The following is a 19,701-nucleotide window of genomic DNA, read 5'->3' as shown; positions in this document are numbered from 1 at the left end:
ACAGAAGAGGCCGATAAGGCCCGAAAGCGTTGATTAAATGAAGACAATTGCCCCACTCGCCTGCTTTGCAGCGGCGTCTCTGTTTCTGGTCAGCTGCAGTCAACCACCAAGCACCAATTATCTGGAACGACAACTGATACCTCGTACAGGGCCAATCATGCCGCGCGTGAAAGGCACTCAGTATGATTGTTCCATTGCGACTGCTGAACATGGCGCGTCCAATATCTGGCAAGCAAATGTTGGTGGGCGCGTTTTGAGTGATAATCAGCCCTATAACGTCTCAACCGAGGCTTGCTTCACAACTCAGAGCGAGTGCGAAGCATTCCTCTATCTGATGAACGGTGTCTTAGACCAGATCATCACATCCCGTTGCCAGCTTGGATATGAAAAAGGCTTCTTCGCCAAATTGTTCGGATCTTGACCTATTTAAAGCTGATCGATAGTTCTGCAGTTTTTGCATAAGATTGGCAGGTCAGAATTGCCCCTTTGGCGACTTCAGAGTCTTCCAAAGCCATTCTGGCCTTCATGTTCACCGCACCGCTCTTGATCTGCGCCCGGCATGTTCCGCAGATTCCTGACTGGCAGGAATAAGGTGGCTCCAAGCCCGCTGCCCGGACAGCATTCATAATCGACTGCCCTTTTGCAACTTCCAGCTCAATGGCCTCGCCGTAATAGTCGAGCTTCAGCAGAGCTGGCACGCTGGCCACGTCTTTTGGCATATCAAGGTTCCCGCCAAAACTCTCCGCATGGATACGATCTGTCGGAACATCGCAGTTTCGAAGAGCCTCGCGCACATCTGCGTTCATAGTACCGGGACCGCAAATAAAGTATTGCGTATCCTGAGCAACCGGTCGGCATTCAGACAAATACTCCAAGGCCACATCTTTGGTTATCCGGCCAGATTTCCATGGTGAGAACATAGACCACAAGGATGGTTTGGATAGAATATGCCTGACTTCCAACTGAGACGGGAAGCGCTCTGCCAACAGCTCCAATTGTTCCTTAAAGATGATGTCATCAGCTGTCCGGTTCGCATAGAGCAAAAACAGTTTTGAACGTGGTTCTCTTTCCAATGCAGCTTCAATCATTGCGACAGCCGGCGTAATTCCGCTGCCACCGGCAAAGAAGTAGAGCGTTCTTTGCCGGTCTTTTAAAGGCTCAAGCGTGAAACCTCCGAAGGGTGGCATCACATTTAGCTGATGACCTACCTTCACCTTTGTGCAGAGGAACTTGGAGACAATGCCATCTGGATTGGATTTGACCGTGATCTGTAACGCGTTACCGTGACTGGGGGTCGCTGAAATAGTGAAGGGACGACGCACTCTCTCGCCGTTTACATCCAGCTCAATCGTGATGTGTTGTCCTGGCTTCCAGAAAAACTCTTCCTTCAGCTCTGCAGGGACGTCAAATCGGATGGTTTTCGCGTGCTTTGTTTCAGTGATAATCTCTGAAACCCTTAGCGAATAAACAATATTTCTCACGGTTTGCGCTCCACCCATTCAGCCACGACACGCTGATGATCGCGAACGGGCTTTTCGCCGTGTTTGGAGGACGGGCCGTGTTCAAAGAAAGGACTCTGCAGGGACTTCTGCTGCTGTTCGCAGGCGTAGATATCTTCCTGCATAAAGTCACCAGACGACATCGGATCCACTTTCGGGCCTGCGTTGAATTTGGCACCCAGATGCTTATCCCAGAGGGAGGCTGATGCCATGGCCGCTTTTGTGAAGGCCCAAGTGGATTCATTTGCCACACGGGTCCGTATCTCAACCATGGATCTGTCCGGGGCGATTGGCGTTATATGGAAGGTGGACCATGAATTCTCAGATTCACCCAATCCAATCCCCGGAAACAACATTGGCACCCAGGCTCCCATCTTGTCTTTCGGGATGCCCGGAATGAGTGGCATTGGTGTGACCTTTTCCACTTCAGCTGCATAGAAGTCTGCAAGGGGCTCCCAGAAGGCGAAGTGTGGGCCGATGAACTCACACTCAATCTTTGAGTGGTCATACATGTTGAGCGTATGAGAATGCAGGTGTGACAGATGATACCCGTCGATGTAGTTCTCGACGATAATCTTCCAATTGGCCTTGATTTCGTGCTTTGAGTAGCCCTCTTCCGTCTCAATCAATCCAGCTGGATCATATGGCGCAAGGTATGGCTCTACCTCTCCAAACCAATTTATGATTGATGGAGCATTTTCATCTGGGTGAACCCAGAGCATTCCGCGCCAAATATCGACAGACGCCTTTTTCAAACCATTGCAAGACAAATCGATACCGGGAAACTCTTTTTCTTGTTCCGGGACAGAAATCAGGTTGCCTTTAAGGTCATAAGTCCAATCATGGTATGGGCATGTGATCGCCTTTTGCGTCTTGCCTTCAGCTCGCAAAAGCTGGGTGCCTCTGTGGCGGCAGATGTTGTGAAACGCACGCAAGCGATGATCACGACCCATTACGATAAAGATATTGTTCAAACCAGCCTGAACGGAAATGTACTGGCCAGGTTCAGTGATGTCCTCCTGAAAGCCTGCCAGTGACCAGGTTTTGGAGAAGATTTCGGCCTGCTCTCGATCAAACCATTCTTGTGAGGTGTAGGCCTCTTTGGGGAGAACGGGCATACCGTTGCTATGAGTAGACATAGGGAACGCCTCCTAGCTTCATTATTAGATCTGCGAGGATGAGATAGAGCGAAAGCGTCGCCCACAGGATGATTGTGATCCAGAACAGGAACGGGTTATCACCGCGAGTGAGAGTTTCGACAACATAGACGGATTGACTCCGCCACGCTCTAACTGTCCAGAGGAGGAAAAGCGCACCCCAGACCCACTGCCAGCCGTAGTAAAGCGAGGCAGCAATCAGGATCAGAGCAAAAATGGTTCGCCACTTGCCGTAGCTGATTATCTTTCTAAGGAGCTCTTTGAGTACCTGCATTATCTTCCAAGGACCTCAGCAGCAGCAATGCTGCATTTTTTGCATAACGCCTCCACGCGTGTGGCGGCTTGAGGGGAGCCAAGGAATCAACGTTGAAGTAGAGTGCCACGATGCCATGGGCAACGGTTTCGGCGGCTTCACTCTCCACTTCAGGAAAGTCTCGTTTAATTGCCTCGACGACAACTGCTGTAAAATCACCAACCCATTTTAGAAGAGCTTTTGCCTCAGCAGGAAACCTGTCTGCTGCTGCAACAATGGATTGGAACACCATCATCTCAGCTGGATCAGAGTGGCCGTGATCATCAAACAGATGATCAACGGCAGTGTAGGAACCACGTTTTGCTGGCAATGCGTTTGCGAACATTGTCGTCAACTCACCAAAGCCTGACAGAACATGGGTTACAACAGCGTTTATTATCTCTTCCCGATTACCGGCATGGTGCCTGATAAGCGGTCGTTTCAGTCCGGTTTCTTCAGCAATGCGTTCCAGCGTCACGCCTTCCAAACCATATTGAGCAACGCATTTCGCAGCAGCTTCAACAATTTCATTTAGTCTGGCGGATTGAACACTAGGACGCGGCATGGGTATGTGCTTTCACTCATCGGACACGAGTAGAGATAGGCTTCAAATAATTAACTGTCAATAGTGACAACTTAAAAAATCAAAGCCATCGAGACAAAAAAGGCGGCACGAGGCCGCCTTGATTATAATCTGTCTTTGGGATTAAACAGCTGCAGAGTACAGCTCTTCCACGTATTCCCAGTTGATCAGGTTATCAACGAACGCTTCCAGGTACTTAGGACGCGCGTTGCGGTAGTCGATGTAGTAGGAATGTTCCCATACGTCGCAGCCAAGAATTGGGGTTGCGCCGTGTACGATTGGGTTTTCACCGTTAGGTGTTTTCATCACCACGAGCTTGCCGCCTTTAATAGCCAGCCATGCCCAACCGGAACCGAACTGGGTTACACCAGCGTTGATGAAGTCAGCGCGGAACTTGTCGAAACCACCGAGGTCTTCGTCAAACTTCTTAGCCAGAACGCCCGGCAGAGAAGAACCGCCGCCATTTGGCTTCATCCATTTCCAGAAGTGCAGGTGGTTAAGGTGCTGACCAGCGTTGTTGAACAGGCCTGCATTGGTGCCGTAGCTTTCCTTGACGATCTCTTCAAGGCTTTTGCCTTCAAGACCAGAACCTTCGAGCAGCTTGTTGCCGTTGGTTACATAAGCCATATGGTGCTTGTCATGGTGGAACTCGAGAGTTTCAGCAGACATATAAGGGGCCAGAGCGTCGTATGCGTATGGCAGGTCTTCAAGAGCAAAAGACATGGTATACCTCCATGGGAAAGGAAATTTTGGGCGCAGAACTTTTCAGTTTTACAACCGAGCAGCGCTGCAACTCATGGTGCAAAATAGTGATGTTTTTCCGTATGAGCAACGGGTGAAGAGCATAATTTGCAAATATTTTTCTTGTTTTTTTGTAAGTAGAACTTCTAAGTTGGAAATTACAGGAGCTGTGAGGTCACATTATTGGCTGTATTCTGCGGCTTGTAAGGAATCAATTTGTGTCAGATGCCTCCGAAAAACTCATGAAAACATCCACTACGACCGAAAAAGACCAGTTTGCAGTCCTTTCTGCGGTGGGTGGCTGCCTTGCTATGGCTGCAGTCATGGGTATCGGAAGATTTGTCTATACTCCGGTTCTGCCGTTCATGTTGCAGGACGGAACTTTGAATGAAGTCAACGCAGGATTTGTCGCCTCCTCCAATTATCTTGGTTATCTGCTCGGAGCACTGCTGGCAGCTCGCGCTCCCCTGCCCGGCGGTCCCTATCGTATCTTCATGATCGCATTGATCACGAGCACTGTAGTCACCTTTTTCATGGCGTTTAGTCTTGGCGCTTACTGGTTCGTTGTCATTCGCTTTCTAGCTGGGCTGGCAAGCGCTTATGCATTTGTTTTGGTCGCAAATATTGTCATGCAACGGCTGGCTGAGACCCGTAGCCTTCATCTCTTTCCGATCCATTTCACTGGAGTTGGTATCGGCATTGCAGGTTCGTCCCTTATGATTGAATGGCTCGGCACAAGCTTAGAAAGTTCATCACAGCTTTGGATCGCAAGCGGTGCGCTCAGTCTTCTGCTTTCGTTGTCCGTGCCGTTTCTTTTGCCTCCACGAAAAGAGCTTCATCCTCGATCAACTTCTCATGCCATCCAAGCAGAGACTACAACCAAGCCACTGAACCTGAGCGCGTGGCGCTTGATCTTTGCTTACGGCTGCTTCGGTTTTGGTTACGTCATCACCGCCACATTCCTCGGCGCATTGGCTAGTTCGACGCCTGAGCTCGCACCAATGAAATCCCTTGGCTGGCTGCTGGTTGGACTTGCGATCATCCCTTCCGTCTTCTTTTGGGAGAAGCTGGCAGTTCGTATCGGGTATGGCCGTGCAATTGCAGTCGCCTGCACACTGGAAGCCATTGGTGTCGCTTTGAGTGTTCTGACACCGACTATCGCCGGGCTTTCAGCAGCTGCAATCCTGTTGGGTGGGACGTTTGTTGGCATTACATCGATTGGGCTTGTTGAGGCGCGCCGTCTTGCAAGTTCTAACCCTCGCCAGATTGTCGGCCTGATGACCGCTGCCTTTGGTTTAGGCCAGATGTTTGGCCCGAGCTTTGCCGGTTACCTCTATGAGCTGAACGGCGACTTTTTGCTGGCCTCACTTGTCGCTGCTGGTGCTCTCATTCTTGCCGCGTTACTCACGATCAAGCGTTTCACACCGGCATAAAAAAGGGAGGCAACGGCCTCCCTCCATAATTTGCTAGTTCCTGAGCTTATGCAGGCACTTTGGCGTGTGCAAACTCCCAATAGAGTTCTCTTGCTTTGGCAGCAACAGGACCATGGTCCATTGTGCGGTCTTCCAGTTTGTGGACTGGAACCACCTTGCCGTAGTTACCGGTTGAGAAGATCTCATCAGCCTCAAGAAAATCCTTAAAGGTCAGCGTTGTTTCATGCACGTTATAACCAGCGCTACTGAGCAGTTTGATAATGCGCTGGCGGGTGATGCCATTCAGGAAGGTGCCATTCCAGTAAGGGGTGAGCACCTCACCATCCTTGACCATGAAGATGTTGGCTGAGGTCAGCTCTGCAACATTGCCCAGAGCATCCAGCATGATTGCATTGTCAAAGCCACGGGACTTTGCTTCACGCGATGCCCGCGCATTGTTTGGGTACAAGCAGCCAGCCTTCGCATTCACTGGCATGGATTCCATTGTTGGCCGGCGGAATGGAGACAATGTCAGGCTGTTGGAAGCACCTTTGGGCGGCATTGGAGCTTCAAACAGGCACATGCAGAAACGAGTAGATTCCGGATCACCGTCAATAACGCCAGGACCATCGTGTTCAGCCCAGTACATCGGACGGATGTAAACTGCTTCGTCCGCTTCAAACTTGGTCATGCCTTCTGTCGCGAGTTCAACCATCTCTTCAAAGCGCATGGTTGGTTTCATACCAAGGTTTACGGCAGACCGGTTCAGACGTTCACAATGCAAGTCAAGGTCAGGCATAACGCCTTCAAATCCACGGGCACCATCAAATACGTTCGAACCCAACCAAAAAGAATGCGTACGCGGACCGATCAGTGGCGGATTGCCCTCGTACCATTTGCCTTCAACCCATGTCCGAGTCTTCGACATTTCGGCCATAATTAATCTCTCCTCAAAAGTCGGCTTATGAGCCTGAAAGGCCCCGCCCAATTATCTATTGTCAGTCGACCTGAGAATTCAAATGGGGTCAACCATACTCTCGACAAAGAAGATAAAGCATCAAGGTGCGGTCATCACGCCCAACACAAACGTGCTCAAAGTTATATCCCGCAGTTATTTTAGCTCTTAAGCGCAATTAAATGTCACTGCACGCGAATAAATAGTGAGAAAACGCAATTAGATTGCGGCTTGTGACTTGCGTGTAGTTTTCAGGCCTGACGCCTCTTCTTTGTTCTTTTGCACAGTTTTAACGCAATCGTGTTTTGAGGACTTTTGAGATTGCCGCAACCTTCGTGAGAGCTGGCTAAAGATTCTGGCCGTGTTTTGTGCGTGTATGAGCAATTTTGGAGTGAAATGTTGTTTTCATGGAGCAATTGTTAAATTTTTGCGCCCAAAGCATAGGGGGCACGTATTTACCATGCCTTGACGAACACGCATGACATCGCTTTCTTAGAGGTATTGGAATTTGCCAATCTTGACGCTTGGTGCAAAGCCGGAGAGCAGAGATGAGCCACTCAGTTTATATTTTTGATGCCTATGGAACTCTTTTTGACGTGCATGCTGCCGCTAGAAAACACATGGGTGCTGTGGGTCCTGAAGGCAAAAAGCTCTCATCCATCTGGCGTGAGAAGCAACTGGAATACTCCTGGGTTCGTTCTCTTATGGGGCAGTATGTAGATTTCTGGGAGCTGACAGTTCAGGCTCTGGACACTGCATTTGCGCTTGTACCAGAAGCAAACAAAAGCGCACGCGATGAGCTGTTGGCCGCTTACTGGGAGCTGGATTGCTATCCGGAAGTTCCTCAGCTTCTGAAAGATCTGCGTGAACGTGGTTCCAAGCTCGCGATCCTGTCAAACGCTCCTATGAAGATGATGGATGGTGCCCTCAAGAACGCTGGTATCACGGATTCCTTTGACGAGGTCTTCTCGGTTGATCCGGTGCAAACCTACAAGCCACATCCAGATGTTTATGATCTTGTGACAACTCATTTCCGTATGTATCCCGAAGCGATTTCATTCCAGTCCAGTAACCGCTGGGACATTGCAGGTGCAACAAAGTACGGTATGCGGACGGTCTGGATTAATCGCTCTCAGATGCCAGATGAATATGCAGACCTGGCGCCATCTGCTGTTTTGAAAGACCTGAGTGGGCTTCCTGCGTTGGGTTGAACCTTGAGTGCACCTGACCCTGAATTGGCATAAACCTCATTACAGGCCTATTTTCTGTGGCCATCTGAGCTCAAACTCAGCTGGCTCAGCGAATAAACTTGCTCTTAGCCCGTGCAGGTTTCATATTTGTGGCGGCTTTGAGGCCAGAACCTATTTCAGAGTAGAAGCAATCGGCGTTACTTAGACTTCATGTTTCATGGATTTAAAAGTGGAGGCAAAGGCCACAAGCTTGTGAGCCTGGTTGCATTGGGTTTGGGCGCCGTCTGCTTCGGAAGCATCCCGTATTTTGCAAAGATTGGCTTTGCCGCCGGCATCTCACCTGGCGCCGCAGTTCTCTTGCGTTACATTCTGCCAGCCGTGTTGCTTGCTCCCTACCTGCCACAAGCGCTTAAATCCGGCCCAAGCAGCCGACATTATGTGCTGTTTGGTATGATTATGGGGCTTGGGGCATGGAGCTATTTTTTTGCTCTGAGCATGCTACCGATCTATCTGGCAGCTAGTCTGTTCTTCTCCTATCCTGCGCTTCTGGTGATACTGAGAGCTCTTGGCGGCGAAAAATTGAGAAGCAGTGACAAGCTCACGCTTGGACTGGTGTTTGGCGCACTGCTGATCATCATTGCCTCAACACCTCTGCCTGATGTGGATTTTATTGCAGTTGCAATCGGATTGATTGGGCCATTGTGCTATGGCGGTTTGCAGATGGTTAGCCGTAAAACGCCGAGTTACCTGCCTTCTTTGTCCATTGCCGCCTGTATTTTTGCCGGGGCAGTTTTGACAGCAGTTCCTTTTGCTCTTGTCGAACTCAAGGTGTGGCATGGTGAAGGTTCCATGCCGAGTACCCTGCCAATTCTAGGGCTGGCACTGATTGCAGGATTGTTGCCGCAGCTTTTGCTTGCCTATGGAAGTTCTGACAAGTCAGGCAGGAAAACGGCCTATACCACCGGCTTCATTGAGTTCGGACTGGCGATCCTGACAGGGTATTGGGTTTTTGCTGAACCTTTAGGTATTGGGCAGGCCGTTGGCTTCGTCTTTTTGCTGGCTGCGCTTTACCTGACAAACGAACCTTCTCGCCTTCCACGGTATCTGCAGGACTAGAGCATGCTGCGCTCATTTTCATTTGCGTATCATGCTTTAATCAAGTGATATTCAGTCCTGCAGAGTGTCAAACCATCAAGTTTCAGCGCGCGTGATCCACTTATGGCCGATCGGCGCCTGATAGTTTTCAATTTGATCCAGCAGCTGGGTCGGATTCTCACCAACCAACAGCATCTCACGGTGTGTTTTCTTCATGAACGCTTCTTCTTCCATGAAGTCCAGAAATGCCAGCATGCGCCCGTAAAAACCGTTTGCGTTGTATAGACCGCATGGCTTGTTGTGGTAGCCGAGCTGTCCCCATGTCCAAACCTCAAAGAGCTCTTCCATGGTGCCTATGCCGCCTGGCAGTGCCACAAACGCATCAGACAGATCAGCCATCATCGCTTTACGCTCGTGCATAGAGCCGACAATGTGGAGATCCGTCAGAGATCTGTGTGCCAGTTCTTTTGCTGCAAGTGCTTCTGGCAAGACACCAACGACTTCGCCACCGGCTTCCAACGCTGCATTTGCAACGACACCCATCAATCCAACTTCAGCACCACCATAAACGAGGCGATTGCCGCGCTTTGCAATTTCGGTGCCCAAAACGCGGGCAGCAGCTTCATATTCCGGACGTTTCCCGATTGATGATCCGCAAAACACGCAGATAGATGCCATTTCAATTCTCCAGTCGGCTAAGCCCAAAATACAACTTCAATTCAAAGATGCTGGCTCTAAACTAAACAGTCCAGAGCCAGAAATTTTCAATGGCTGATTACTTCGCCAGCTCTTCCAGAACACGCGCCCAGGAACGGATGCCTTTGTGGAAGCTCTTCAGCTCGTACTTTTCGTTTGGTGAATGGATCTGGTCTTCATCCAGACCGAAGCCGATCAGCAGGCTGTCCATGTCGAGTGTACGCTTGAAGCTGCCAACAATCGGAATGGAACCACCGCAGCCAACCAAAGCCGCTGGCTTGTCCCACTCAGCAGTGAGCGCAGCGCGGCCTTTGGCCAGGGCTGGTGCATCAAAGTCCATGCGCAGCGCACGATCGCCACCATGAGGATGCAGTTCCAACTCAAAGTCAGCTGGCGTTTTGGACTTGAGGTAAGAGTGGAATGCTTCTCTGATTTTCTCAGGATCCTGATCGCCCACCAGACGGAAGGAGATTTTTGCATGTGCTTCTGCAGGGATAACTGTTTTGAAGCCCGCACCGGTATACCCACCCCACAAGCCGTTTACTTCACAGGTTGGGCGTGCCCAGATCTGCTCCAGACCAGAGCGATCTTTCTCGCCCCCAAGATCTTTGAGGCCGATGCCACCAAGAAACTCCTCAGTAGAAAAGCCGAGATTATCCCACATTTTCTTGACATCTTCTGGCAGTTCCAAAACGCCATCGTAGAAGCCAGGAAGCGTGATGCGCCCGTTTTCGTCACGCAGACTAGCGACCATATCAGAAAGAACGTGAAGCGGATTACGAGCTGCCCCTCCATACATGCCGGAATGAAGGTCTTTGCTTGGGCCTTTCAGAGTGATTTCTTCACCAACCAAACCACGCAGCATGACGGAAATTGCAGGGGTGTCTTTGTCCCACATGGATGTATCGCAGACGAGTGCCAGATCCTTAGACAGTTCTTCTTTGTTTGCATCCAGGAACGGTTGAAGAGACGGAGACCCGCTTTCTTCTTCACCTTCCAACAGCACGGAGATATTGATCGGAACATCACCAGATTCTTCAACCCAGGCACGGACAGCTTCAACAAAGGTCATCAACTGGCCTTTGTCATCGTTTGCACCACGTGCAACGATCATTTTGGAGCCGTCTTCACGGGTAACAACCTGCGGGTCAAACGGATCAGCATTCCAAAGTTCAATCGGATCAACTGGCTGCACGTCGTAGTGACCATAAAACAGAACGTGTGGACCCGGCTTTCCATCAGCAACACGATGACCAACAACCATTGGGTGGCCAGTGGTGTCTCTGATCTCTGAAGGAATGCCAATTGCTGTCAGTTCTCTAGCCATCCACTCCGCTGCTTCACGGCAATCACCCTTATATTCAGGGTCCGTAGAAATGCTTTTGATGCGCAGGAGGTCAAACAACCGATCGAGACTTTGATCCAGATTTTGGTCAATACGATCAAGGACTTTGTCGAGATTCGACATGGTTCATTCCTTTGTAGTGCAGGCTCGTGTTTATCACCTGTAGGATGGGATAGGACGCAGGTCACTGCGTAGATATGAGGCTGTTAGAAGCTCTAACATAATTTTCGAAGTCAAAGCTACGGCTTTGCCTTGGTAACCACTTGTAATTCCGATGCACTGTTTAAACAGGTCGGTTAAACTCTTTTAAGGTGCGTGAGCGATACTTTGTACAACGAAGGCACATAAGAGGCCATGCGATGCGGAATTTGAAGGAAACACACGAGACCAGGCCTGATTTTTAAGGGATGGTAACACAGAGTTGCCCTGCGCCTGTTCCGTTGTCTCTAACATTGCGCCCGATGATCACTATATTAGATTCATTAGGGGACAGGAGATTACAATGCACGTACTTGTTGATCGCATTACCGAAAGAACCGGGCTGGATCCTGCAAAGGCTCAACCTGCTGTTGGGATCATGCTGAACTTCATTGCCAAAAACAGCAGTAAAGAAGAAGTCGAAGCTTTGCTGGAGGCCTTCCCTGCTGCCGAGGGGTTTCTTGCTATTGATGAAACCACTGAGAACAAGGGGCTTCTGGGCGGTCTTGCCAGTAAAATGAATGCCAGTGTTGGCGTATTGGCTGCCTTGAATGAGATGACCAGTCTTGGGCTCTCGGTTGAAGAAATTCAGCAGGTTGCGAAAGAAACCGTTCAATATACTCGCGAAAAAGTCGGTCCAGAAATGACAGATGAAATCGTTGCTCGTGTACCCGGACTTGCAGAAATAACATAGATGCCTTGAGACTTTCGTGGTGTAACTCAGGTCAGCGCCTCTCCAAATAATCCGCTCACGCAAAAAGCAGACGCATTTAAAATGAGCCTGCTTTTCACCAGTACTGAGAGAACGTTTTAGTCAGATTTTGATCTGTCCGTAGCGCAATGCTTCAACCACAGTGTGGGTCTTATTTGATGCATTGAGCTTGGCACTTGCGTTTTGCAGGTGTGCATGAACCGTTCTTTGTGAAATCTCCAGAAGTTCCGCAATCTCATGGGCCGTCTTGCCCAGCGCGGTCAGTTCCAGAACACGACGTTCACGTGCTGACAAATCTCCCGGTCTTTGATCAGAGATCACGCCCAGCTCAAACAAGCGCCGGAATGCTGCCGAGCATACAATTTCCAGCGATGCCAGATCATAAGGTTCAGCGGCGATCTGATGCCCTGCACCAACCACCATTGCCTGGAACGGATGAAGAGCATCTACCGGGATCACCATGACCCGTGCACCTTCACCAATTGCTGCAAAGAGCTCGGAGTTGCCAGTGTCCGTGCTGGATACGGACCAGACCACCGGGCGATTGCCGGATAATCCCAACATCAACGCACTGTCACCAGCACTCAGCGTTGTCCGCTCGACTCCGCCGTTTCTTTCATCAGGCCACCTAAACCTATGAACCAAACTGTCAATTGTTCTGTTTGGCATAGGTAGACCTGTGATCAGGATATGGGACGCACCCAATCGCCTTAAATAGGACTCCACAATATCCAGAACCGGTTTCGCTGCCCGTGCTTCTGAAATCGCTTTTACCTTTGCTTCGATATCTGAAGTATCGTTCATTTGCCCTGCCTTCCCGTTTCTATCCGCTCGGCACTCGCTCGTGTGCTGCTGGATTGAAGACGCACTTGCCCACCTGACATACCGAAGGCATGCCAACTAACTTTCGCAAACCGATGGTTTGCGCAGGTAAATTCGAAAACTCTTCATTTTGAATGGTTATTCAGCGCAGGACTGCATCATCGCGGAGTTATGACAGTTGCCGTATCTCATGCTCAGAAAATAAATTGCACGCCTGTTAATCGCTGTATTTTGTAGTTTGCTGGCAATTCTTTGAGTTGCCTCGCTTCTACAAGATGTAACCATCTCTTGTATTTTGCATTACTCTTAGACCACTTGTTATTACAGCAATCTCGGCAATACCGTCATTCTCATTTTCGGAGGTAGATCAACTGACCTCCAAGTATTCAGAGTACTTGTAAATAGTGGCCCCACTGTTGCCCCAGAAACTCATTACCCCAACAGTTTAACTAGGAGCTATTTCGCAGAAACTCCGAAATATCTATAGTAAGAGTACGAAACTACTGCTTAGCTCTCGGCAATAGTAACAGCGTTACATGCCCTAGGGTCAATTGCGACAAGTTTAGGATAAATTAAGCTAATGCGAAAACTATCTAACCATTGTCACATCAGTAGTTCTGCAATTTACGCAGTGTTTGAGGCAGTTGTTTTCCAATCTCGTCCTAACGCATAGCTTGAAACCATCAAAGGTTCCTTCGTATAAAGTTATCAGAAGGACATGGGATGGACATGCAAAACATTGATTTTCCAAGCAATTTCCTAGAAGCGACGCACAGCGACTGGGAAGCATCTGCTCTGCGTGCCCTCAAAGGCGCGGCACTGGATGCCTTAAACACACCAATTGCCGGTGGCCTTGAGAACAAGCCATTATACCAAGGGCGCACGGACAGTGCTCCATTGCAATTGAGGGAGTGCTCTCACCCTTGGAAGATCGTTCAGCGAAGTGATCATCCCATCATTTCCGAGGCCAACGCCCAGATGCTCGAAGACCTTGAAGGAGGCGCTGACAGCATTGAGCTGGTTCTTCCCGCCTCCCCACGTGTTCTGAGTGGTGGGCTGAGTGTTCAGCGTATAGACGATATGCTGAGCCTCCTTGACGGTGTACAACCTGACCTGATCGATTTTCGCCTTGAATGTGGCTATGAGGGCAGCGCAACACTTGCGCTTCTCATTGAAGCCTGCAAGCGTCTGGGTATCGAGCCAAACCAGCTGACGGTTCATGGTATCTCCGATCCGTTGAGTGTGTTTGTCAACTCCGGGCGGGTTCGTAATTCCTTTGAGCGGCTTGAACTGCGTGCTCAGGATCTTGCGGGATACGCCCGCAACAACGGCCTTCAGGGCAGCCTTTTGCGTAGCGATGGGCGTTGCTACCACGATGCAGGCGCTAACAGCGTTCAAGAGCTCGGCCTCGTCCTGTCCAGCCTGCTCTATTATATGCGCACGCTGGAAAAAGGCGGTGTGTCTGCCGAGGATCTTCCAAGACATGTATCGGCCTGCCTAAGTGCGAGTGCTGACCAGTTCGGCACCATCATCAAAGCGCGTGCGATGCGCCAGCTCTGGTCTCGTTTGCTAAATGCTGCTCAGTTGCCATCCCTGCCGCTCCATCTTCATATGGAAACCTGCTGGCGTATGATGACCAAGCGCGATCCTTGGGTAAATATGCTGCGCACCACAGTTGCTGCATTTGCAGCCGGGATTGGTGGTGCTGACAGTGTGAGCGTTCTTCCCTTCACAAGCCCTCTTGGTTTGCCGAATGCATTTGCGCGGCGCATAGCCCGAAACACCCAGCTTATTTTAATTGAAGAAAGCAATCTGGCGCAGGTCAGTGATCCTGCAGCCGGGAGTGGTTTGGTTGAAGAACGCACTGAGGACCTTGCCAATGCGGCATGGTTGTACTTCCAGAAGATAGAGAAGGAAGGCGGCGTGCTTGGAGCACTGGCGTCTGGCGTGATCTATTCTGATGTTACGACGGCCAGACGTGAAGAGGACAAGTTGGTCGCGACGGGTCGTCATCCACTGACTGGCACAAGCGCTTTCCCGAATCTGGGCGAGCTTGATGTTGACGTGCTGAAAGCAGATGCTGACCAGATTGGTGAGATTGCAACACGCATGGATTTGCCAGAGCCAAGCGCAGACGGGCAGTTGATTGAGGCTGTTGCCAAAGCCCTGACCGAGGGCGCTGGTCTTGTTGACATTCAGGCCAGCCGTAAACAACTGGGCGATAATGATTGTCAGGCTCTGAAGCTGTCTCGTCTGGCTGCACCATTTGAGAGTCTCCGCGACAAAGCCGAGGCCTTCCAGGAAACTCAGGGCAACCCGCCGAAAGTCTTTTTGGCAACGCTTGGGCCGGTTGCTCAGCATACAGCCCGCGCAACGTTTGCCAGCAACTTTTATGCAACTGGCGGGTTTGTCAGTGGTGGTGGCAAGCAATTTGACAGCCTTGATGACATGATCTCCTGTTTCCGCATCAGCGATGTCAAGGTTGTGTGTTTGTGCTCCTCTGACAAGGTTTATGAAGAGCAGGCTGTGGCCGTTTTGAAACAACTGAAAGCAGCTGGGGCGAAACGCATTACGCTGGCCGGGCGTCCGAAGGACCTTCTTCCTGAACTGACCGAGAATGGCCTTGATGGGACCATATACCAAGGCTGTGATATGCTTGCTGAACTGAAGACATGTTTTGAAGTGGTTGGCGTTTCGCTGGCTGATGAAGTGGAGGCAATTTGATGAGCTTGTTTCCTGACTACACCCAGATTGATTACAAAGACTGCGCCGTGTCTGCCTCCACTGACGCGCAAGCCACATGGAACACGCCGGAAGGTATTGCTGTTAAGCCTGCCTATGGGCCTCAGGATCTTGATGGCCTGACACACCTGAACACATGGCCGGGTCTGCCGCCGTATATGCGCGGGCCATACCCAACCATGTATGTGCAGCAACCATGGACGGTGCGCCAGTATGCCGGGTTCTCGACTGCGGAAGATTCCAACGCCTTTTATCGTCGCAATCTGGCGGCTGGGCAAAAAGGTCTTTCCATCGCGTTCGATCTGGCAACGCACCGCGGTTATGACAGTGATCACCCACGTGTTGCTGGTGATGTGGGTATGGCGGGTGTTGCAATTGACTCCATCTACGACATGCGCACGCTCTTCTCCGGCATTCCACTGGACAAGATGAGTGTGTCCATGACCATGAACGGTGCGGTTTTGCCCGTTATGGCGCTTTATGTGGTGGCTGCTGAAGAGCAAGGTGTCCCTTCTGAAAAACTTTCCGGGACCATTCAGAATGACATTCTGAAAGAGTTCATGGTGCGGAATACCTATATCTATCCGCCTGTACCTTCCATGCGCATCATCTCCGACATTTTTGCATATACATCGGAAAATATGCCGAAGTTCAACTCGATCTCCATTTCCGGTTATCATATGCAGGAAGCGGGGGCGACGGCTGATCTGGAGCTGGCTTTTACCATTGCAGATGGCATTGAGTATGCCCGCGCTGGTGTGGCTGCAGGCATGGATATTGATGCCTTTGCTCCGCGCCTGTCCTTCTTCTGGGCGATTGGTATGAACTTCTTCATGGAAGTTGCCAAACTGCGCGCTGCGCGCCTGATCTGGGCGAAGCTGATGCAGGAGAACTTCCAGCCAAAGAACCCAAAGAGTTTGTCGCTGCGAACACACTCCCAGACCTCTGGCTGGTCTTTGACGGCGCAGGATGTATTCAACAACGTTATCCGTACGACTGTTGAGGCAATGGCGGCGACACAGGGGCATACACAGTCTCTGCATACCAACGCTCTGGATGAAGCGTTGGCGTTGCCGACTGACTTCTCTGCCCGCATCGCCCGTAATACTCAGCTGTTCCTGCAGCAGGAGAGCGGCACCACCAAAACCATCGATCCATGGGGTGGTTCTTATTACGTGGAGCGATTGACCGCTGATCTGGCTGCGAAAGCCTTGAAGCATATCGAAGAGATTGAAAGCCTTGGCGGCATGGCGAAAGCCATTGAGAAAGGCATTCCGAAGCTTCGCATTGAGGAAGCCGCTGCAAAGACACAAGCGCGTATCGACAGTGGTCATCAGACTGTTGTTGGCGTGAACAAGTTCCGCCCTGATCGCGAAGAAGAACTTGAAGTTCTGAAAGTGGACAACGAAGAGGTTCGTGCCAAGCAGATTGAGAAGCTGAATCGTTTGCGCGAAGAGCGCAACGAAGAGGATACTCAGGCAGCGCTTAAAGCACTTGAAGACGCAGCACGCTCTGGTGAAGGTAACCTGCTGGACCTTTGCGTGAAAGCCGCTCGTGTGAAGGCATCTGTTGGCGAAATGTCTTTGGCAATGGAAAACGCGTTTGGCCGCCACAAAGCTGAAATCAAGTCCATTGCTGGCGTTTATAAGCGCGAGGTTGGTGAAATGTCTGAGAGCATCTCCAGAATTGAGCAACTGGTTGAGGCGTTTGAAGAAAACGACGGTCGCCGCCCGCGTATTCTTGTTGCTAAAATGGGGCAGGATGGTCATGACCGTGGGCAGAAGGTGATCGCCTCCGCTTTTGCTGACCTTGGCTTTGACGTGGACATCGGACCATTGTTCGCCACACCTGAGGAAGCTGCCCGTCAGGCGGTTGAAAACGACGTGCATATCGTTGGCGTTTCCTCCCTTGCCGCGGGTCACCTCACCCTTGTACCCGCTCTGAAAAAGGCACTGGCTGATGAAGACCGCGAAGACATCATGATCGTTGTAGGCGGCGTTGTGCCTCCTCAAGATTATGATGAGCTCTATGCGTCTGGCGCATCCGCGATCTTCCCTCCAGGGACTGTGATCTCCGAGGCTGCTGAAGGCCTCATCCACGAACTCAACGGTAAGCTTGGCTACGAGCCGCAAAAAGCGGCTGAGTGATAACCGATCGGCACTTCCTTAGTTGAGGACTGCTTTTAACCCAGCATGAAGGCGAGACTTTTGTTCTCGCCTTCATGCTCTTTACCTTCGCTGGACTATATCGGCGGATGGCAAGTCAGCTTTACCCGAACACCTCCACCAAGATTAGATATCTCCTGCTGCGCCAGATGGTCGTGACAGACTGGCTCTCAGATGCGTGCGATCTGTGCTGCAATGAACCCTTAATGAATAAAGCTCATACAGGTGGGGTAGAAAGAGCAGGTCTCCTTCCATAATAGAACTTCCAGTCATCAGGCGAATAACAATGTTTAAAGAAGCTCTTGAACTCGGTGGTTTAGCGGTCGTTATCGGTGCAGCGAGTGGTGTCGGCAAAGCATCTGCCCTTCGGTTCGCCCAACAGGGGTTAGGCGTGGTTCTGGCAGATCTGCCCGGACCGCAACTAGAGCAAGCTGTAAAAGACGTTCGCGCGGTTGCTTCCAGTTCTGCGAGCGTGTTTGGTGTTCCTACGGATGTCTCTGATGAGAACCAGGTGAAAACGTTGGCCGACAAAGCCTTTGAGGCTGGTGATGTGGCCGTTCTTATGAACAATGCCGGGATTGAAATTCCATCTTCAAGCTGGGGTGAGATGGAGAATTGGCGGAAGCTCATCTCGGTAAACCTGTTTGGTGTAATCCACGGCGTTCATGCTTTCTTGCCGCGCATGGTGGACGCAAACCGATCGGCCGTTGTGGTCAACACGGGCTCAAAGCAAGGGATCACAACCCCTCCCGGCAATCCTGCCTACAACACGACCAAGGCAGGTATCAAAGTCATTAGTGAGCAACTCAGCCATGAGCTCAGAGAGGCGAATGCGCCTATCTCAGTGCATCTCTTTGTACCGGGCTTTACTCACACGGGCATAAACATGGTCCAGTATCCAGAGAAGCCTACGGATGCGTGGACCAGCGAGCAAACAGTCGACTACTTCCTTCAGCGTATGGCGGAAGGTAACTTTTACATTCTGTGCCCGGACAACGCTGTGGACTCCAACACCGACAAGCTGCGGATTGCCTGGGCAGCTGGCGATATTATCGAAAATCGCCCTGCTCTTTCACGTTGGCATCCAGACTACAGCGAGAAGTTTGCCAGTTTTCAAAAATCTGGGAAGATCAGGTAGTCTTTGCTAGCAAGTGCATTGTAGACACCAGCAACTATTAATTGCATAAGTCATTGTGTTGAGTAGGAAGTATCAGCATCAAATCTATCGGATTGTTTTTTTCAATCCCGATGGAATAGCGTTCAAAATTAACTTTAGGTATTTTCTGTAATGAACCAACGTTCTTTGCAAACGGCACCTCATCTTTTTGATTTGTTTATTGTCATCCTCTCAATTTATGTCATTGCTGCGCTTCTTATCCAGGATGCAATGCACCTTGATGCAGAAACCATTACCCTTCTGATTTACGCAGATACTGCAATTTGCGGAATCTTCTTTATTGATTTTCTTATCCGCTTCATAAAAGCAGAACGGAAAGTTGACTTTATGAAATGGGGCTGGATCGACCTCGTTTCGAGCATCCCATTGGTAGACCCTCTACGATACGGACGTGTAATCAGGCTCTTCAGAATAATTCGCGCAATTCGTGCTTCCCATACCATTGTACGGTACATCTATAATAAGAGAACAAACAGCGTTCTCACTCTTGTATTCATCAGTTCCATCCTGATTGTCATCCTTGCCGCAATTGCTGTTCTTCAGGTAGAGAAAAACGCAGAAGGCGCAAATATTCTCACCCTGAGAAATGCTATCTGGTGGGCCTTCGTTACCATCACAACAGCAGGCTATGGAGATTTCTTTCCTGTCTCCCCCGTAGGTCGCGTGATCGCAGCTTTTTTGATGACCGTTGGCGTTGGTATGTTTGCCTCTTTGACAGGTACAATCGTTGCTAATCTTTTTATCAATGAGAACAATGAGACGGACACTAAGGATTTACAGGCTCTAGAGGCTCTGAGCCTCCCCCTTTGAAGTGGTCCACGCCTATAGTTAGGAAACCGGAGGACCATAGATGGCTATCAAGCGCCCCAAACCTGAAGATATTGTTGTGAAGTTACGGCAGGTTGAAGTTCTGATGGGGC

Annotated in this window: 18 protein-coding genes; 9 read left to right on the top strand and 9 right to left on the bottom strand. The window is 50.4% G+C overall.

Going from position 1 to position 19,701, the window contains the following annotated elements; translation table 11 throughout:
* The first annotated feature begins 37 nt into the window (after positions 1-37).
* Complete coding sequence (locus tag PsAD37_RS11495; RefSeq protein WP_057465863.1) at positions 38-421, top strand: hypothetical protein; 384 nt, start codon at positions 38-40, stop codon at positions 419-421.
* Position 422: 1 nt separating this feature from the next.
* Here PsAD37_RS11495 and PsAD37_RS11490 read toward each other — a convergent pair whose 3' ends face one another.
* From PsAD37_RS11490 to PsAD37_RS11470, 5 genes are all read right to left on the bottom strand, one after another.
* The gene (locus PsAD37_RS11490) at positions 423-1,481 is read right to left on the bottom strand and encodes a ferredoxin--NADP reductase (protein WP_063296277.1); all 1,059 of its coding nucleotides are present in this window, start codon (positions 1,479-1,481) and stop codon (positions 423-425) included.
* A complete protein-coding gene (locus tag PsAD37_RS11485; protein ID WP_084407730.1) occupies positions 1,478-2,638 on the bottom strand; it encodes an aromatic ring-hydroxylating dioxygenase subunit alpha in 1,161 nt (386 codons plus the stop codon). Before PsAD37_RS11485 ends, PsAD37_RS11490 begins: the two co-directional genes overlap by 4 nt.
* The gene (locus PsAD37_RS11480; protein ID WP_063296262.1) at positions 2,625-2,930 is read right to left on the bottom strand and encodes a hypothetical protein; all 306 of its coding nucleotides are present in this window, start codon (positions 2,928-2,930) and stop codon (positions 2,625-2,627) included. The genes PsAD37_RS11485 and PsAD37_RS11480 overlap by 14 nt, the downstream gene beginning before the upstream one ends.
* Positions 2,905-3,513, bottom strand: coding sequence for a TetR/AcrR family transcriptional regulator (locus tag PsAD37_RS11475; protein WP_057465861.1), 609 nt, complete (start codon positions 3,511-3,513; stop codon positions 2,905-2,907). The genes PsAD37_RS11480 and PsAD37_RS11475 overlap by 26 nt, the downstream gene beginning before the upstream one ends.
* A gap of 141 nt (positions 3,514-3,654) precedes the next feature.
* On the bottom strand, positions 3,655-4,254 hold the full coding sequence (locus PsAD37_RS11470) for a superoxide dismutase (RefSeq protein WP_063296261.1): 600 nt from the start codon (positions 4,252-4,254) through the stop codon (positions 3,655-3,657).
* A gap of 236 nt (positions 4,255-4,490) precedes the next feature.
* On the opposite strand from PsAD37_RS11470, the gene PsAD37_RS11465 reads away from it, so the two are divergent.
* Positions 4,491-5,705 carry a YbfB/YjiJ family MFS transporter gene (locus PsAD37_RS11465; protein WP_063296260.1) on the top strand — a complete coding sequence of 405 codons (1,215 nt, stop codon included), beginning with the start codon at positions 4,491-4,493 and terminating at the stop codon, positions 5,703-5,705.
* Between the two features lie 46 nt (positions 5,706-5,751).
* Here the strand turns inward: PsAD37_RS11465 and PsAD37_RS11460 are convergent, their stop codons facing one another.
* A complete protein-coding gene (locus PsAD37_RS11460; RefSeq protein WP_063296259.1) occupies positions 5,752-6,621 on the bottom strand; it encodes a branched-chain amino acid aminotransferase in 870 nt (289 codons plus the stop codon).
* A 566-nt stretch (positions 6,622-7,187) separates the two neighbouring features.
* Between PsAD37_RS11460 and PsAD37_RS11455 the strand changes: the two genes are divergently transcribed.
* Both PsAD37_RS11455 and PsAD37_RS11450 read left to right on the top strand, forming a co-directional pair.
* Entirely contained in the window at positions 7,188-7,850 is a 663-nt protein-coding gene (locus tag PsAD37_RS11455) for a haloacid dehalogenase type II (protein ID WP_063296258.1), read from the top strand.
* 231 nt (positions 7,851-8,081) lie between these two features.
* Complete coding sequence (locus tag PsAD37_RS11450; RefSeq protein WP_208991834.1) at positions 8,082-8,945, top strand: DMT family transporter; 864 nt, start codon at positions 8,082-8,084, stop codon at positions 8,943-8,945.
* A gap of 75 nt (positions 8,946-9,020) precedes the next feature.
* Here PsAD37_RS11450 and PsAD37_RS11445 read toward each other — a convergent pair whose 3' ends face one another.
* Both PsAD37_RS11445 and PsAD37_RS11440 read right to left on the bottom strand, forming a co-directional pair.
* Positions 9,021-9,602, bottom strand: a complete 582-nt coding sequence (locus tag PsAD37_RS11445) for a TIGR00730 family Rossman fold protein (protein WP_063296256.1) — start codon at positions 9,600-9,602, stop codon at positions 9,021-9,023.
* 97 nt (positions 9,603-9,699) lie between these two features.
* Positions 9,700-11,088 carry a dipeptidase gene (locus PsAD37_RS11440; RefSeq protein WP_063296255.1) on the bottom strand — a complete coding sequence of 463 codons (1,389 nt, stop codon included), beginning with the start codon at positions 11,086-11,088 and terminating at the stop codon, positions 9,700-9,702.
* 379 nt (positions 11,089-11,467) lie between these two features.
* Between PsAD37_RS11440 and PsAD37_RS11435 the strand changes: the two genes are divergently transcribed.
* Positions 11,468-11,857, top strand: coding sequence for a DUF2780 domain-containing protein (locus PsAD37_RS11435; protein ID WP_082827141.1), 390 nt, complete (start codon positions 11,468-11,470; stop codon positions 11,855-11,857).
* A gap of 120 nt (positions 11,858-11,977) precedes the next feature.
* Here PsAD37_RS11435 and PsAD37_RS29125 read toward each other — a convergent pair whose 3' ends face one another.
* Entirely contained in the window at positions 11,978-12,679 is a 702-nt protein-coding gene (locus PsAD37_RS29125; RefSeq protein WP_057465853.1) for a LuxR C-terminal-related transcriptional regulator, read from the bottom strand.
* Between the two features lie 747 nt (positions 12,680-13,426).
* On the opposite strand from PsAD37_RS29125, the gene PsAD37_RS11425 reads away from it, so the two are divergent.
* From PsAD37_RS11425 to PsAD37_RS11410, 4 genes are all read left to right on the top strand, one after another.
* Complete coding sequence (locus PsAD37_RS11425) at positions 13,427-15,421, top strand: methylmalonyl-CoA mutase family protein (RefSeq protein ID WP_208991833.1); 1,995 nt, start codon at positions 13,427-13,429, stop codon at positions 15,419-15,421.
* Positions 15,421-17,586: a methylmalonyl-CoA mutase gene (gene scpA, locus PsAD37_RS11420; RefSeq protein WP_063296253.1), complete on the top strand. Its 2,166-nt coding sequence runs from the start codon at positions 15,421-15,423 to the stop codon at positions 17,584-17,586. The genes PsAD37_RS11425 and scpA overlap by 1 nt, the downstream gene beginning before the upstream one ends.
* 304 nt (positions 17,587-17,890) lie before the next feature.
* Positions 17,891-18,742, top strand: a complete 852-nt coding sequence (locus PsAD37_RS11415; RefSeq protein ID WP_063296252.1) for an SDR family NAD(P)-dependent oxidoreductase — start codon at positions 17,891-17,893, stop codon at positions 18,740-18,742.
* Between the two features lie 150 nt (positions 18,743-18,892).
* A complete protein-coding gene (locus tag PsAD37_RS11410) occupies positions 18,893-19,591 on the top strand; it encodes an ion transporter (RefSeq protein WP_063296251.1) in 699 nt (232 codons plus the stop codon).
* Positions 19,592-19,701: the final 110 nt, after the last annotated feature.

It is taken from the genome of Pseudovibrio sp. Ad37 (assembly GCF_001623075.1).
In the GTDB taxonomy this organism is placed as follows: domain Bacteria; phylum Pseudomonadota; class Alphaproteobacteria; order Rhizobiales; family Stappiaceae; genus Pseudovibrio.
The sequence above is the reverse complement of the archived record's forward strand: the minus strand, read 5'-3'. Positions and strand labels throughout refer to the sequence as shown.